The sequence below is a fragment of the Pilosibacter rotomagensis genome (genome assembly GCF_045062245.2).
In the GTDB taxonomy this organism is placed as follows: Bacteria; Bacillota; Clostridia; order Lachnospirales; family Lachnospiraceae; genus Pilosibacter.
Genome location: NZ_CM170323.1, coordinates 3,161,562 through 3,177,184, shown reverse-complemented (window position 1 = coordinate 3,177,184; position 15,623 = coordinate 3,161,562). Strand labels below are relative to the sequence as shown.

Annotated in this window: 11 protein-coding genes; 8 read left to right on the top strand and 3 right to left on the bottom strand. The window is 50.4% G+C overall.

Features of this window, described 5'->3' with window-relative positions; genetic code table 11:
• Nucleotides 1–14 precede the first annotated feature (14 nt).
• The 3 genes from ACI3EW_RS14200 to ACI3EW_RS14190 all read left to right on the top strand — a co-directional run bounded on the left by ACI3EW_RS14200 (nt 15) and on the right by ACI3EW_RS14190 (nt 5,828).
• A complete protein-coding gene (locus tag ACI3EW_RS14200; protein WP_405580737.1) occupies nt 15–3,071 on the top strand; it encodes an efflux RND transporter permease subunit in 3,057 nt (1,018 codons plus the stop codon).
• Nucleotides 3,072–3,302: 231 nt separating this feature from the next.
• Nucleotides 3,303–4,541 (top strand): TolC family protein, encoded by a 1,239-nt coding sequence (locus ACI3EW_RS14195; protein ID WP_182426783.1) that lies wholly within the window; start codon nt 3,303–3,305, stop codon nt 4,539–4,541.
• A 12-nt stretch (nt 4,542–4,553) separates the two neighbouring features.
• Nucleotides 4,554–5,828: a TolC family protein gene (locus ACI3EW_RS14190; protein WP_118530962.1), complete on the top strand. Its 1,275-nt coding sequence runs from the start codon at nt 4,554–4,556 to the stop codon at nt 5,826–5,828.
• Between the two features lie 28 nt (nt 5,829–5,856).
• Here the strand turns inward: ACI3EW_RS14190 and spoIIR are convergent, their stop codons facing one another.
• Nucleotides 5,857–6,546, bottom strand: coding sequence for a stage II sporulation protein R (gene spoIIR / locus ACI3EW_RS14185; RefSeq protein WP_118530960.1), 690 nt, complete (start codon nt 6,544–6,546; stop codon nt 5,857–5,859).
• Nucleotides 6,547–6,807: 261 nt separating this feature from the next.
• Between spoIIR and ACI3EW_RS14180 the strand changes: the two genes are divergently transcribed.
• The 3 genes from ACI3EW_RS14180 (at nt 6,808) to ACI3EW_RS14170 (ending at nt 9,626) form a co-directional block, all read left to right on the top strand.
• A complete protein-coding gene (locus ACI3EW_RS14180) occupies nt 6,808–7,869 on the top strand; it encodes a D-alanine--D-alanine ligase family protein (protein WP_118530958.1) in 1,062 nt (353 codons plus the stop codon).
• A 99-nt stretch (nt 7,870–7,968) separates the two neighbouring features.
• Nucleotides 7,969–8,421 carry a YwiB family protein gene (locus ACI3EW_RS14175; RefSeq protein ID WP_182426782.1) on the top strand — a complete coding sequence of 151 codons (453 nt, stop codon included), beginning with the start codon at nt 7,969–7,971 and terminating at the stop codon, nt 8,419–8,421.
• A gap of 263 nt (nt 8,422–8,684) precedes the next feature.
• Nucleotides 8,685–9,626, top strand: coding sequence for an AEC family transporter (locus ACI3EW_RS14170; protein ID WP_118530954.1), 942 nt, complete (start codon nt 8,685–8,687; stop codon nt 9,624–9,626).
• 194 nt (nt 9,627–9,820) lie between these two features.
• Here ACI3EW_RS14170 and ACI3EW_RS14165 read toward each other — a convergent pair whose 3' ends face one another.
• Nucleotides 9,821–10,282 (bottom strand): hypothetical protein, encoded by a 462-nt coding sequence (locus tag ACI3EW_RS14165; RefSeq protein ID WP_118297187.1) that lies wholly within the window; start codon nt 10,280–10,282, stop codon nt 9,821–9,823.
• A gap of 438 nt (nt 10,283–10,720) precedes the next feature.
• On the opposite strand from ACI3EW_RS14165, the gene ACI3EW_RS14160 reads away from it, so the two are divergent.
• Complete coding sequence (locus ACI3EW_RS14160) at nt 10,721–12,169, top strand: M20 family metallopeptidase (RefSeq protein WP_118531160.1); 1,449 nt, start codon at nt 10,721–10,723, stop codon at nt 12,167–12,169.
• 138 nt (nt 12,170–12,307) lie between these two features.
• Here the strand turns inward: ACI3EW_RS14160 and ACI3EW_RS14155 are convergent, their stop codons facing one another.
• The gene (locus ACI3EW_RS14155; protein ID WP_118530952.1) at nt 12,308–13,429 is read right to left on the bottom strand and encodes a DUF362 domain-containing protein; all 1,122 of its coding nucleotides are present in this window, start codon (nt 13,427–13,429) and stop codon (nt 12,308–12,310) included.
• Nucleotides 13,430–13,739: 310 nt separating this feature from the next.
• Here ACI3EW_RS14155 and ACI3EW_RS14150 point away from each other — a divergent pair, with 310 nt between their 5' ends.
• Complete coding sequence (locus ACI3EW_RS14150) at nt 13,740–15,401, top strand: glycoside hydrolase family protein (RefSeq protein WP_118530950.1); 1,662 nt, start codon at nt 13,740–13,742, stop codon at nt 15,399–15,401.
• The last annotated feature ends 222 nt before the right edge of the window (nt 15,402–15,623 follow it).

Sequence of the window (15,623 nt, the reverse complement as noted above, 5' to 3'; positions counted from 1 at the left end):
GAGGCACAAGGAACATGGGACTTACCAAAAAGGTCTTAAAACGGCCGGTCACAACCGTTCTTGTTGTGCTCTGCCTGATCGTATTCGGTCTCAGCTCGATCTTTTCATCCCAGCTTGAGCTGATCCCGGAAATGGAGATGCCGATGCTGATCGTCAGCGCGGTCTACCCGGGAGCAAGCCCGGATGACGTGGATCAGCTTGTGATCAGTAAGATAGAGGATGAGATCGGAACGCTTTCCGGTGTCGATTCCGTCACCAGCATGTCTTCGGAAAACTTCGGAATGGTCCTGGTCCAGTATGACTATGACCAGGATATCGATAAAGCTTACGATGACTTAAAGAAAAAGCTGGATGGGATCAAGTCGGATCTCCCGGATGATGTCGATACCCCGACGATCATCGAGATGGATATCAACAGTACGCCGTCCATCACCCTCGCGGTCAACAATGACAGCGTGGATAACCTCTATAACTACGTAAATGACGATATCGTTCCGGAAATCGAAAAGCTGACCTCCGTAGCCAGTGTCGATGTATCCGGTGGTCAGGAGGCTTATATCAAGGCGGAGCTGATCCCGGAAAAATTAAGCCAGTATCATGTGAACATGAATACCATCGTTGCGGCTTTAAAGTCTGCGGACTTTTCTATGCCGATCGGAAGTACCTCCGTTGGAAACAAGGATCTTTCCGTGACATCCGGAACATCCTTTGACACGATGGAGCTTTTAAAGAAGATCCCGATCACACTGGGTAACGGAAACATCATCTATATGGAAGATGTTGCCAATATCTACAATACCGTTGAGGCAAAGGACAGTATCGGACGTTACGACGGCAAGGACACGATGACGATCGGTGTCAAGAAAAATCAGGACAGCGACCACATTACCGTTTCCAGGGCAGTCCAGGAGACAATGGAAACGTTAAAAGCACAGGACCCGTCTCTGGAGTACGTCGTTGTCAACGATTACAGTGATCAGATCAGCAATTCCTTAAACAGCGTATTCCAGACCATGATCATGGCAGTCATTATTGCGATGTTCATCATCTGGCTGTTCTTCGGGGATATCAAGGCATCCCTGATCGTCGGAACTTCCATCCCGGTATCAATTTTAGCGGCCCTCATCCTCATGAAGACCATGGGCTTTACGTTAAACGTCATCACCCTGTCGAGTCTGGTCCTCGGTGTCGGAATGATGGTTGATAACTCGATCGTAGTTCTGGAGAGCTGCTTCCGCTTTACGGATAAGGGCGGCGGCTTTATTGAAACGAGAAAAGCCGCAATCGATGGTACGGCAGCCGTTCTGGAATCCATCATCGGTGGTACTGCTACGACCTGTGTCGTATTTATCCCGTTAGCGCTGATCTCCGGAATGAGCGGACAGATGTTCAAGCCGTTGGGCTTCACGATCGTATTCTGTATGATTGCGTCCCTGATTTCCGCGATGACGCTTGTACCGCTCTGCTACGTGTACTACCGTCCGAAGGAGAAGGAAAATACCCCGGCCTCCGGCATCATGAGAGCTCTGCAGAATGGATACCGTTCCCTGATGGAGAAGCTTTTAAAGAAAAAAGCGATGGTCATGGGAACCGCCGTTGTGCTTGTGATCTTCTCCCTGTTCCTTGCGACAAAGTTAAAGACAGAGCTTATGCCGGCAGATGATCAGGGAACGATCGCGGTGACGATCGAGACCCAGCCGGGTCTTAAGATCGAGGAGGTCGATAAGATCCTCCAGAGAGCAGAGGACTATGTGACACAGGATCCGGATCTTGATTCCTACATGCTTTCCTACGGAAGCTCCGGACTTTCCATGAATATGGGCGGAAGCGGAGCGACCCTGACGGCATATTTAAAGGATGACAGAAGCAGAAAGACGGATCAGGTGCTCAAGGAATGGAAACGCGATATGCAGAAATGGTCGGATTGTTCGGTCAGTCTGGAAAGCCAGAGCTCTCTGGGCAGTGGGATGTCCATGGGAAATGCGGAGGATCTCGAATATGTTCTTGTCAGCACACAGTACGATGACTTAAAGAAGGTATCGGATGAGATCGTTTCCGAGCTCCAGAAACGCCCGGAGGCGACAAACATCCACTCTTCCCTTGAAAACAGCGCTCCACTTGTAAAGATCAATGTAGATCCGGTCAAGGCGGCAGCGGAGGGACTTTCCCCGACCGCCGTTGCTTCCCAGGTATACATGATGGTCAGTGGAACGACGGCAACGACCCTGAATGTTGACGGAAATGATATCGATGTAAAGGTTGAGTACGCGGATGATGAGTACGATACGATCGATAAGCTCCAGGGAATCGTTCTTCCGACAGCGACCGGCGGATCCGTAGCTCTTATGGATATCGCGGATATCGGCTTCAAGGACAGCCCGCAGAGCATTACAAAGAGTGATAAGCAGTATCAGGTGACCATCACCGGTACTCTGACAGAGGGCGCGGACAGCACCACGAAGGATAAGATCCAGAAGGAGGTCATCGATAAGTACTTATCCGGCACGATCTCCATGCAGGAAAGCACATCCACAAAGATGATGAACGAAGAGTTTGCTTCCCTGGGACAGGCGATCGCCACAGCCGTATTCCTTGTATTTATTGTAATGGCTGCACAGTTCGAGTCGCCGAAGTTCTCCATCATGGTGATGACGACGATCCCGTTCGCCCTGATCGGTTCCTTCCTGTTCTTATGGTTAGTGGATTGCCCGATCAGCATGACCTCCCTGTTAGGCTTCTTAATGTTAGTCGGAACGGTAGTAAACAACGGTATTTTGTACGTTGATACGGCGAACCAGTACCGGGCAACAATGGACTTTAAGGAGGCAGTCATTGAAGCCGGCGCGACCCGTATGCGCCCTATGTTCATGACAACACTCACGACGATCGTGGCAATGATCCCGATGGCGGCGGCTTATGGAAATGCCGGTAAGACGATGCAGGGACTCGCCCTTGTGGATGTCGGTGGACTGATCGTCTCTACAGCGATGGCACTTCTTGTTCTTCCGGTCTTCTATGTGATCATGAGCGGAAAGAATCAGGATAAGAAAGAGATCATTGACGTAGATTAAAGCTTTGAACATTGAAAGCGGATCCCTGCAGAGTCTGCAAGAGACGGCCGCTGCCCGGTCGGGAGGCGGTCAGCCGGAATGCGGAATGCTCTGCGGGGCTTCCTGCTTTTGGAGGCGGCAGTCAGGGGATAAAAATTGCCACCGGATTGCCGTATTTGGAAAGAAAATGTAAGAGAAACGTTATTGCGTTTCTGCGATGAAATCGTTATGCTCATAGACGGAGGGAAACCTATGAGACGAAATAAATGGAAAAAAGCAGGTCTGATCATGCTCTCAGCCGTTTTTGTGGGAAGTCTTTCCATAGCGGCAGCGGATACCGGAATACCTGCGTTAGCTGCGACGAAGGACGTCGCGGTCACAGAATATGACGAAGCAGCGCTTGAAAAGTTTAAGGACAACACGCTGGAATACTGGGAACTCCCCGGACTCATTGAGCGCTACAATACCGATTATCAGAACCAGCTGCAGAAGTATTATTACAATCCGGGCGGATCCACGGGTCTTACGAAGGATCAGATGTTAGCGATGGCGGCGGATCTGCGCGCGGAGGCGGATGAAATGGAACGGGATGCGAATGATGTTCAGTATGACGAGACAGTATCCCGCGACGTGTATAAAGGATATAAAGCAAATATGCATGCTCTGCGGGCATATGCGCAGCAGCTGGAGGATGCCGCAAAGGGAAAGGGAGCCGGTGGTTCCTCTGCACTCCGCGGACTCCGCATCACGAGAAATGAGAAGACAAAGACCGCGAGGGAAGCAATGCGGACCTATGAGACCTTAAAGGACCAGTATGAGATCGCCCTTTTAAATCAGGAGATCGCAAAGCAGAATTACGAGGCGGCGTTAAAGAAAAAGGATCTTGGAATGATGTCGAAGGAGGATGTTCTGACCGTGGAGGACGCACTGAATTCCGCGAACGGAAGTGCTCTTCAGGCAGCGTCCGGCCTCAATACCCAGAAACAGACGCTGATCACAATGTTGGGCTGGGATTACAACGCTGATCCGGAGATCGCGAAGGTTCCGGAGCCGGATCTTTCCGTGATCGCGTCCTTTGATCCGAAGAAGGATGAGGCGAAGGCCATCGAGATGAACTACACTCTGTATGATACAAGGATGACGAGTTCCAAATCGGCGGGCGGAGCAGTCACGAAGGCAAGAAATATCAAGGATCAGGAAGATTCCGTCCGTTCTTCTCTGGATCTTATGTATAAGGACCTGAAACAGAAACAGAAAGCCTATGAGGCATCGGAAACGCTCTATGAGGCGGCAAAGGCCGATAAAGCGGCTGCTGACCGGAAGAATGAGCTGGGGATGTTGAGCCGTCAGGAATACCTTCAGGCAGAGTCTGCATGGCTTTCCAGTGAAGCATCCCACACGGCGGCGAAGCTGGACCTCACAGGAGCGATCGAAAATTATCAGTGGGCGCTTGAGGGACTTCTCGATATCGTTTCCTCATCACAGAGCTAAAGGAGAAGCAGAATGAAAAGAAATTTGACAGGACGTGTGATCCCGGCGGCACTTGCGCTTGCGCTTGCGGCAGCGCCTGTGACTTCGTTTGCAAAGACAAAGGCGGTCGAGGCGACCGGAGTCGCGGATGAGAATGGATTTGTATCCCAGCCGGGAAATGAGTACGATGACGCGACGATGAAGAAGCTCGCGGATAATGTGCTGGAATATGACGAGATCGGGAAGCTTGTTGAGGTGTACAGCCCGACGTTTAAGACGTTGAAGGAGACCTATTCCGACAAAAAGGATGCATCCAAGGATGTCGCAAAATTGAAATCCCAGTTATCAGATAAATCGGCATCGATCCTGGATGCCGCGGATCAGATGAACGGGATGACAGACCAGATGAAGGACCTGATCGGTATGCTCCCGACGGCTCCGACGACATATGCCCAGTTAGTCTACAATTCCGAGCTTCTGGACTATCAGGCGGAGCAGGTACTTTTAATGGGTGACAGTCTGACCCAGATCTCCCCGGAGCAGATGCATATCAAGGTGATCGATGCGAACCGTGCAGCGCTGGAGGCCGGCGCCCAGAGTGCCATGATCGGTTATAAGCAGCTGCTGCTTAATGAGGAGAGTTTAGAGAGTGGTCTTACGCTTCTTAACGCAGTGTATCAGTCTACCCAGAATCAGGCGGCCAACGGCCTTGCGACCCAGAGTCAGGTTCTTTCCGCGAGACAGCAGTTGGAGTCTACTCAGGCGACAAAGCTGACATTGACAGCGAATGAGCAGAAGCTGCGCCAGACACTCTGCACGATGCTTGGCTGGAAGTACGACGCAGTGCCGGAGATCAGGGATGTTCCGGCGGCAGATCTTGCAAGGATCGACGGAATGAATCCGGAGAAAGATAAGCAGGCGGCACAGGACAATAACTTCACGATCCGCTACAATGTGCTGGATCTCGATAATAAGGACGCCGGGTCCGTCGAGTACCAGAATTTACAGCGCACGATCAAGCAGGAGAAGGAAGAAGTCTCCTCCTCCCTCGTAAATCTCTATAACGATGTTCTCCAGAAGAGGAACGAGATTCAGACCGCAAAGGCAGCTTACGAGCTGGAAAAGACGAAGATGGAGACTGCCGAGAGAAAATGGCAGTTAGGAACCATCGGACGCCTTGAGTATATGCAGCAGCAGAACTCCTTAAAGACAAAGGAGATCGCAGTGAAAACAGGTGATCTCGCGCTGTTTCAGGCGATGGAGACCTATGACTGGGCGGTAAAAGGAAATTTAAAGCTCAGCCAGTGATCCGGGAGCGGCCAAAGAAGGCCGTCCTTTATGAAAACAGTTCGGCGATCCGGAAACGGATCTTTACAGTGGGCAGGGAAACAGTTTCCTGCTCACTTTTTTTTACAGACGATTCCTCATCAGATGGCGAGCGTTGTGGTCCGGAGCGCAGCAACGCTTCATAATCGTTCTCCGGGATCAGGCTTTTCAACGTCTCCTTCGATCCTTCCGGCATTGATGCATGAATGCTGTCCGTGTAGCATAGGGATGGATACAGGACGCACCAGAAGTTGTGCCCGGCACCGTTTCCGATGGTCACCCGGACGGCTTCATACATTCCGGCGGGAAATGTCATGTCCCCATAGGTGCGCACCGGAAACCTGCAGGTCTCAATCCCCACACGTACACCGTAATCATACCCGAAGCTGTGGATAAAGTCTTCTGCGGCGGTTTTCAGTGTGGAAGATTCAGACAGGATATATGCTTTCAGATCCTCTTTTCCGGCAATCTGATCTGCGGCGGCATCGTCCCGGATCTTTTTCAGCAGAAGATCCTTTACGCAGAGCTTTAACGCCTGATCTTCAGCAGAGTCACTGTTCGCAAGAACATGGAACCGCAGGATCTTCGGGGCAATATCCGCCGCCAGTGCCTCATCCCTTGCCCGGATTCCGGACATGGCGAGGAGAAAACAGATGAAAAAACATAAAATGGAGAGGGAAAATTGGTTGGTTCGATTCATGACACGCCCTTCTTTTTACTTTTATAAACATATATTTTCTGAACAGAAAATTCCTACCCGTGAAAAGTAACGTGAATTTTTCCGCTTCAGAATTGCTTTTATTTCCTATTTGTAATTATTCCCAGTTGTGCTATAATCTAAACGATAACATGAGAAAACTGCCCGTCCAGTGCCTGTACATCTGAAAACACATTCGGGTGCACAGGCGCTGACCGGGACTTTTAGAAATTTATTAGAAAATCAGAGAGGAATCAAATCATCATGGAAAAGAAAAATATCGTTGTCCTGTTTGGCGGACAGTCATCAGAACATGTAGTATCCTGTATGTCTGTACAGAATGTGGCAGCAAACATCGATCAGGAGAAATATAACGTCATCCTTGTCGGAATCACAGAGGATGGTCACTGGTTAAAGGTAGATTCTTTAGCTCAGATCAAGGACGATACCTGGAGAGAGGCAAAGGCGGGCGCAGTCCTGTCCCCGGACGCAAAGGAGAAATGTCTCATTGTCACAGAAAACGGAAAATTCGAGAAAGTTCCGGTTGATGTTGTATTCCCGGTCCTTCACGGACTTTACGGGGAAGACGGAACGGTTCAGGGAATCCTGGAACTTGCGAAGATCCCGTATGTCGGCTGCGGCGTTCTCGCTTCCGCAGTCTCCATGGATAAGCTTTCCACAAAGCGCATGGTAAACGGACTCGGAATCTGCCAGGCGGCATATGTTCCGGTATTGAAGGAAGAGTTAAAGGATATAGATGCTGTTGTCGCAAAGATCGAGAAAGAGATCCCGTATCCGGTATTCGTAAAACCGTCAAATGCAGGTTCTTCCAGAGGCGTGACCCGCGCGGATAACAGGGAAGAGTTGATCGCAGGCTTAAAGGAAGCAGCAGCAAATGACCGCAGAATGCTTGTCGAGGAGATGATCGTCGGCCGTGAGATCGAGTGCGGCGTATTCGGTGACGGCGCTTCCACTAAGGCATCCGGAGTCGGTGAGATTCTGGCTGCGGCTGAGTTCTATGATTTTGATGCAAAGTATTACAATGCAGAGTCCAAGACGGTTGTTGATCCGGAACTTCCGAACGGAGCAACCGAGCGCGTCCGTGAGGCGGCGGTCAAGATCTTCAATGCGGTGGACGGCTACGGCTTATCCCGCGTGGATTTCTTTGTGAAGGCAGACGGAACGGTCGTATTCAATGAGATCAACACGCTTCCGGGCTTCACCGCCATCAGTATGTACCCGATGTTATGGGAGGCAAGAGGCGTAAATAAGAAGCAGCTGATCGATGATCTGATCAACCATGCTTTTAAGAGATACGAGAGATAAAACGACTGGATCATTCAGAAAGTCCAGATGTTATCAGTCACGCAGACGATTCCGGATCATGGTGAGATCTGCGAAAACAATATATCAGGGGAGTTTTATATGACAAAGGATATTCTTGTCCGTGTCCGGGGAACTCAGACGATCGGTGAGGAAGAGGACACGGTCGAGATGATCACTCCGGGGACGTATTATGAGAAGAACGGCAAGCAGTATTTCATCTACGATGAATCGCTTGACGAGACGGGGGAGCCGACCCACAATACGGTGAAGATCATGGAAAACCGGATCGAAGTGACAAAAAGGGGACTTGTGGACAGCCACATGATCTTTGAGCCGGGAAAACGGACGACGGCAAATTACCGGACTCCGATGGGACTGTTTCTGATGGGGATCACAACTTCGTTTCTCGAGATTGCGGAGGACGAGGAATCAATCCTTCTGAAGATCAAATATTCGATGGAGATGAACGGGCAGTACGCATTTGACTGCAGTACGGAGATCTTGGCATCTTCAAAAAAGGATGAGGTTCTGGGAATCGTGGTAAAAGACTAAGAACGTTATTTGTTACTTTTCACGGATAGGAATTTCCTGAAAAGAAGTTCTTTGCATATTGCGGTTTGCACAGCGGTCCGGTATTCTGGCATCGTGCCGGACCGGAAAGGAAATGGGGGTTGCAGCTATAGCGGATGGAACGGCGCGGAAGATGAGATCCGGGCTGTTCACACAAATAAATAAGAAAGGGCGCAGCTGACTAGCGATCTGTATGCTCGCAGATCCAACAGTACAGTCCGGCTGTGAGAGGATTCAAAAGAGGTATGGAGAGTTTTTTAGTCGCGGTCAACGCAGTCATCCCGTTTTTCTGTTATCTGGCTCTTGGATACACGATGAAGATCAAAGGTGTTGTATCGGAAGAATTTCTGCAGAAGCTGAACCAGATGGTTTTCCGGGTATTTTATCCGTTCATGACTTTCTACAATATCTATAAGGCGGATGCGGAATCTCTGCCGCGTCCGCTGCTGCTGATCTTTACAGGTGCCAGCATCCTGATCGTGGAGGCGATCCTGATCGTGATCGTTCCGAAGATCGTAAAGGAGAACCCGAGAAGAGGCGTTATCATTCAGGCAATCTTCCGAAGCAACTTCGTATTGTTCGGACTCCCGCTCACGATCGCAGTATTCGGAGACTCCGCGGCATCTATCGCCGCGATGATGGTAACCGTTGTCGTATCGATCTACAACACGACTTCCGTGTTTATTCTTGAGATGTTCAACGGAGAGGGAAAATCGGATATCAAAAAGACCCTGAAGGCGGTGGTGACAAACCCGTTGCTGCAGGGTGCGGTTGTCGGACTGATCTTCTTTTTCCTTGGGATCAAGCTTCCGGGAAGTCTTGTGACTCCGATCGCAGCATTTTCCAATATGACTTCCCCACTGGCGATCTATGTACTCGGCGGAACGCTGCAGTTCCGTGCGATCCGGAAGAACCTCAAGTACCTGGTTCCGACGCTTACCTGCAAGCTGTTTTTTCTTCCGGCGATCATTATTGCGATCGCATACGCATTTGGCCTTCGTGGTCTTGAGTTATTCCTTCTGATCGCAGTCTACGCGACACCGGTCGCTGCGGCTTCCTATCCGATGGCCCAGAACATGGGCGGAGACGGAGAACTCGCCGGACAGTTTGTCGTGATCAGTACGGCGGTGTCCATGTTTACATTATTCCTGTGGATCTTCTTTATGAAGTCGGTAGGACTGATCTAAGTAAATGATAAGATGTATGAAATACCCGATGAAACATGAGCTTTTTACGCTCGTGTCTCACCGGGTATTTTGCTGTCGGTATGTCTGAAAGGCAGGGGAAGGAAGAAGCCGGCAGATAGAAAAAGATCCGCCCATCGGATGGCTTGTCCAGCCATTCCGTGAGCGGATCTTTTGTTTCGTCTGTTCTTGTCGATTTAGTCTTTTTTGAAAATTCCTTTGATACGCTGACCGAGAGTTTTCTTTTTCGGAAGCGGGATCAGTCCTCCGCGCGGAACGGATTTGATCTCTGTGATATAGAGACCGCTGATCACAACTTTGACCTCAGTCTTTAACGGGAGCTGAAGGAAAACTTTCTCATCGGCGATCATGGTCATGATCTTTGTGCCGATCTTTGCTTTTACTACCGGAACCTTCATCCGCTTTGCATACCATGGAGTCTGCTCATAAACGATCGGCGGGAGTCCGGCTTCCTTTATTTTCAACTTTTTCTTGTCGATCGCCATCAGACTCACGGTCTGCTTAGCGGCATCGATCGCGCTCTGCTGTTCTACCTGGCGCTTTTCCATCTTACGTCCGAGGAAGTAAAGCACAGCGAGGACAACGACAAGGATCAGGAGAATGACAAGAATGACATTTGCTACGATACTCCAGTTCATGTGGATACCTCCAGTGTGTTCACGTTCGCCCTGTATCACAGGGCATTACCTATGAATTATACCATCGCAGGTATAAAAGCGCAAGCAGTTTTCAAGAAGAGGATGTGCCAACAGTAAGAAGCCCCACCTGCAAAATTAAATTCCACCCCTCTTCGCGCAGTCAGAACAGAAAATATGTGCGGCAGGGAAAGCTGAGAAAACCAAAATAAATAGAGGGAAAATTTGCGGACATCCGAAATGATACATTTACTTTAGGCACAAAACATGAAAAAGGTTGCGCATTGACGGATGCGATAGTATAATTATTGATAACTGGTTGGGATTTATATAAAAATTCAGAACAACTCGAAAATTAAATTTTGAGAGCTGCCTGATCGGAAAATGAAAGGGCAGCGTGGACAACGGCCGGAAATCATGTACAAGAAAGGTGATATGGAGATGGGAAAACAGACAGCTTGGGAAGAAATTGATAAGAAATCCAGCGAGATCTTTACCGCCAGCGACGAGATCTGGGGCTGCGCGGAGACTGCCTTCACGGAAGAAAAGTCGATGAAGATCCTCTGCGATGTTCTGAAAGCAGAAGGTTTTACAGTTGAGACAGGTCTTGCGGACGTAAAGACAGCATTTAAGGGCACATTCGGTTCCGGAAAACCTGTGATCGGTATCTTAGGCGAGTTCGATGCCCTGTCCGGACTGGATCAGGAAGCGGGAGCTACCGAGAAGATCGTTGTGCATGATGGCGCCAGCGGACACGGCTGCGGACATAACATGCTCGGCACAGCGTCTCTCTCTGCGGCGATCGGAATCAAAAAGTATCTGGAAGAAAGCGGAAAACCGGGAACCGTGATCTATTTTGGCTGCCCGGGTGAGGAAGGCGGATCCGGAAAGGCATTTATGGCGAAAGGCGGAGTGTTCGCAAACCTTGACGCCGCGATCACATGGCATCCGGGAGATTTAACGCAGGCCGACACGGGAAGCTCCCTCGCAAACTATCAGGTAGCGTATAAATTCTATGGAAAGAGCGCCCACGCAGGCGGCGCACCGCATCTTGGACGAAGCGCCCTTGACGCGCTGGAGCTTATGAACATGGGTGTACAGTTCTTAAGAGAGCATGTGGTTCCGGAGGCGAGAATCCACTACGCGATCACAAACACCGGCGGATACTCCCCGAACGTTGTACAGCCGTACGCGGAGGTTCTGTATCTGATCCGTGCACCGAAGAACAGCCAGGTGGAGGAGATCTATCAGCGTGTCAACAAGATCGCTGAGGGCGCTGCCCATATGACAGAGACCCGTGTGGAAATCGATTTCGTAAAGGGCTGCTCGAACCTCATGAGCAACAAGGTGATCGCGAAGGAACTCTGGGACAACCTTGTGGAGCTTGGCGCTCCGGAGTACACGGAAGAGGAGATGAAGTTTGCCAAAGCCATCAGTGAGGGCGTTGGCGACAGCCGTTTTGAGTCCTTAGAGAAGATCGCAAAGAACTGCAAGGACAAAGCAGCTAAGGCGGAAGTCCTTTCTCATAAGGGCGAGAGCATGTACCGCTTTGTCGCTCCGTTCAACCCGGACGGAATCATGTCCTTCGGTTCCACGGACGTCGGTGATGTGAGCTGGAATTGTCCGACTGCTCAGGCCTACGTTGCTACATGGGCGGCTGGAACACCTGGTCACTCCTGGCAGGTCGTTTCCCAGGGCAAGAGCGGACTGGCACACAAGGGACTGATCTACGCGGCGAAGGCAATGGCAGGCGCAGCGATCGATATGTATGAGGATCCGGAGATCATCGCGAAGGCGAAAGCGGAGATGGAGGAGGAGCTGGATGGCGACACCTATCACTGCCCGATCCCGGACGGCTGCAAGCCGAGAGCGCTTGGAATGAAGATGTAAAAAATTGATGGATGCGATTGAGCGTGAATAGATCTTTCCGGCGAACGTGAAAGGAATGACGCATTGTAATCGTACATAAAAAGTGGGGAGAAGTTCCGTAAAATGGAACTTCTCCCCATTTTTTATGAAAAATCCCGATCAGATCCGTTTCAGCTCATACTGTCTTGTGCCGAGACCGATCTTTTCCGCCTGATCGAGAGTTGCCTGCCATTCGATATTCGGATTGGAATCCTTGAAGTGATCGTGGTGGCAGTGCCATCCCGGCTGGGAGAGATGTTCCCCGAGCTGGCTATTGGCGATTGGAGCTGCCTTCAGACAGGCATCCGCGCAGGCCTGGTCCAGAGCCACCGGATCGAAGCTCGCGAACATTCCGATATCCGGAAGGATCGGGGCATCATTTTCAACGTGGCAGTCACAGTTCGGGCTGATATCCTGCACAAGGGAAATATGGAAGCACGGGCGGTCATAACAGACAGCCTGCGCGTACTCTGCCATCTTGCGGTCTAAAAGCTCGTTGGCATTGTAGTTCGGGTTGTAGATAGCATCAAAGCTGCAGGCACCGATACAGCGGCCGCAACCTTTACACTTGTCATAATCGATGACGGCTTTCTTATTTACATATGTAATAGCATCGCTTCCGCACTCCTTCGCACAGCGTCTGCAGCCGCGGCAGAGCTTCTCACGGACGGACGGCTTTCCGCTTGCATGCTGCTGCATTTTTCCGGCACGGCTTCCGCAGCCCATACCGATGTTTTTGATGGCACCACCGAAACCGGTGGATTCATGACCTTTGAAATGGGTCAGGCTGATAAAGACGTCGGCATCCATAACCGCGTGGCCGATGAAGGCCGTCTTGCAGTATTCTCCGTTCACGACCGGAACCTCCACCTCGTCAGTTCCGCGAAGACCGTCACCGATGATGATCTGGCAGCCGGTGGAGATCGGGTTGAAGCCATTGAGGTTTGCACAGTCTAAATGATCCAGAGCATTTTTTCTGCTGCCCGGATACAGGGTGTTGCAGTCGGTCAGAAACGGCATGCCGCCCTGTTCCTTACAGAGATCTGCTACCGCTTTTGCGTAGTTCGGACGAAGGAAGGCGAGGTTTCCAAGTTCACCGAAATGCATTTTGATCGCGACGAATTTTCCGTCCATGTCAATGTTTTTGATCCCTGCAGTAACGCAGAGCTTTTTCAGCTTGTCCAACTGGCTGGTTCCAACCGAACACCGGAAATCGGTAAAATAAACCGTTGATTTTTCCATGCTTATAAGGTCCTCCTTTAATAAATACTTCGCAACGCTCCAGTACCGTAAAGTCTGCGTTTTACTGCGGCGAGTACGGCCGGCGCGACCAGTGCGGTCAGCGCGCAGCTTGCTGAACCGTTACGATCTTTCTAATGAAAGTATCCCCGTAAGTCTTAAATTAGTCAAGGATAAATTTTGCGGAATTTTTTTAAGGATAAATTTTGCAGAAATTTTTACATTGTGGTATAGTAAACGGGAATCGGTGTGTGCCGATGCATACCAGAAACAAAAAAGGAAGCTGTGAAGAACAGTTATAAAAGGTGATCGTATGAACATAAGAAAACTGGCAAGACCAGCGGCAGCGCTTTTGGCCGCCGCAGCCCTGATGGCGGGGATCCCTGAACTTCGGATGGAAGCGCAGGCGGCGTTTCCGGAATACTTAAAATCCGTGACCTACTTCGGTGATGCCTGGCCGATCAACTACTGGGGAACTGAAGATGATAACATGGGGGCAAATTTTGCCCGCATCAAGGCGGACGGCTTCAACAGCATCATTCTCGTGATCCCGTGGAGAGAGTTTCAGCCGGGGGATATGGGAAATATGTACAATGAGGCTGCTTTCGCCAAGCTCGATCAGGTCATGAAGTGTGCGGATGACCACGGACTTATGGTGACGCTGCGGATCGGTTACTGCTGGGATTACAGCGGTGAAGCGTCCCTTCCGGAGCGATATGCCGGTGTGGTGCAGGACGGAAGCAATGACAGGAAGATGTGGATAGATTACTGTAAGACGATCTATGACCGGGTATCCGACTACGGGAACTTTCAGGGTGGATTTATTACCTGGGAGGACTTCTGGGACTATACGTCAAACATGGACCGGGATCTCACAAGAGCCCTCAGTATCCGTCTGGCATCCAGATGCGGATATCAGGATTACCTGAAGGCCCACTATTCCCTTGCGGAGGTCGGCGCGGTCTACGGAAAGACATTCCAGGATTATTCCGAGATCTGGATCCCGGAGAGAAAGCGCCCGGAGGCGAAGCTGTTTTTTGAGTTCTATGACAGCTTTTTAAATAAGCTCCTTTCCGAGAGTCAGGAAGTGTTCCCCGGACTATCCATGGAGGTCCGGTCCGACGGAGACCCGATCTACCAGCTGGACGGAAGCTATACCTACTATTCCCACTCCGCCACGTATCCGTGTGCCGATGCCGAGTACTCCGCTCTTATGTACAGCGTGTCCCTCGGACAGCAGAACGTAGGAGACCATATTTCCGCGGAAACAGCGCTGGCATCCATGCAGAACAGCATGAACGGTCTGGTGGAAAAGAGCGGAAAGAAGTATTTTATGGAGCAGTTCCTCTATATGGATTCCACAGAGGCATTCTCCTACAATACCCAGATCGAGGAGTCCCAGGTGGCGGACTTTGTGAAGAATACCGCTCCGATCTTAAAGGATACTACCTGCGGCTACGGTCTCTGGGTATACCGGAATTATGTAAATGATTGTGTATACAATGGCCAGTTCGCTCTGGGACTGACAGGCTGGGATACCACCGGAAAGGTTGAGAAAACGGAACATGACGGATCAAAGGCAGTCACTCTGGCAAAAGACAGTGTGCTCAGCCAGAATGTTCATGGACGTCTTGGAAAAAGGGACAAGATCTATGTAAAATTCTGGGCGGCACCGAAGAACGGTGCAGCGAAGGTCACCTTCCAGATCGGTGACGCTAAAAAGTCGGTCCAGGTGACGGAAGCGGGAAATTATGAGTGTTCCATCCCGTGGCAGGAAAACTACAATCTCTCGATCACGACAGACCGAAGCGTGACACTGGACAATATTAAAATGTATTCCCACGAGCAGTACGGCAGGATCTATGACACAGACGGCAACGAGCAGGATCTCGCGGCGGCGTTCCGGGAGTTAAATGCGGCACTGGATCAGACACAGACTTTGGAGCCTGTTCCGGCAGCCGATTCCAGTAAATAAAATTTCTGTAAAAAAAACATAAAGAAATTTGAAATTCCTACTTGCGGAATTGCTCAGACTACGATATAATCTCCGGGATAGTTTGACAGGGATCGAGAAAAACCTGTCAGTGTCCCGGAGATTTTTATGCGGGCAATGAGTCTAAGCCTGTATCCGCATATCAGGAATGTTTTGGAGAGCCGCCCCAAAGCTTATGTTTCCGGGTGTGTTGCGCGGTAAAAA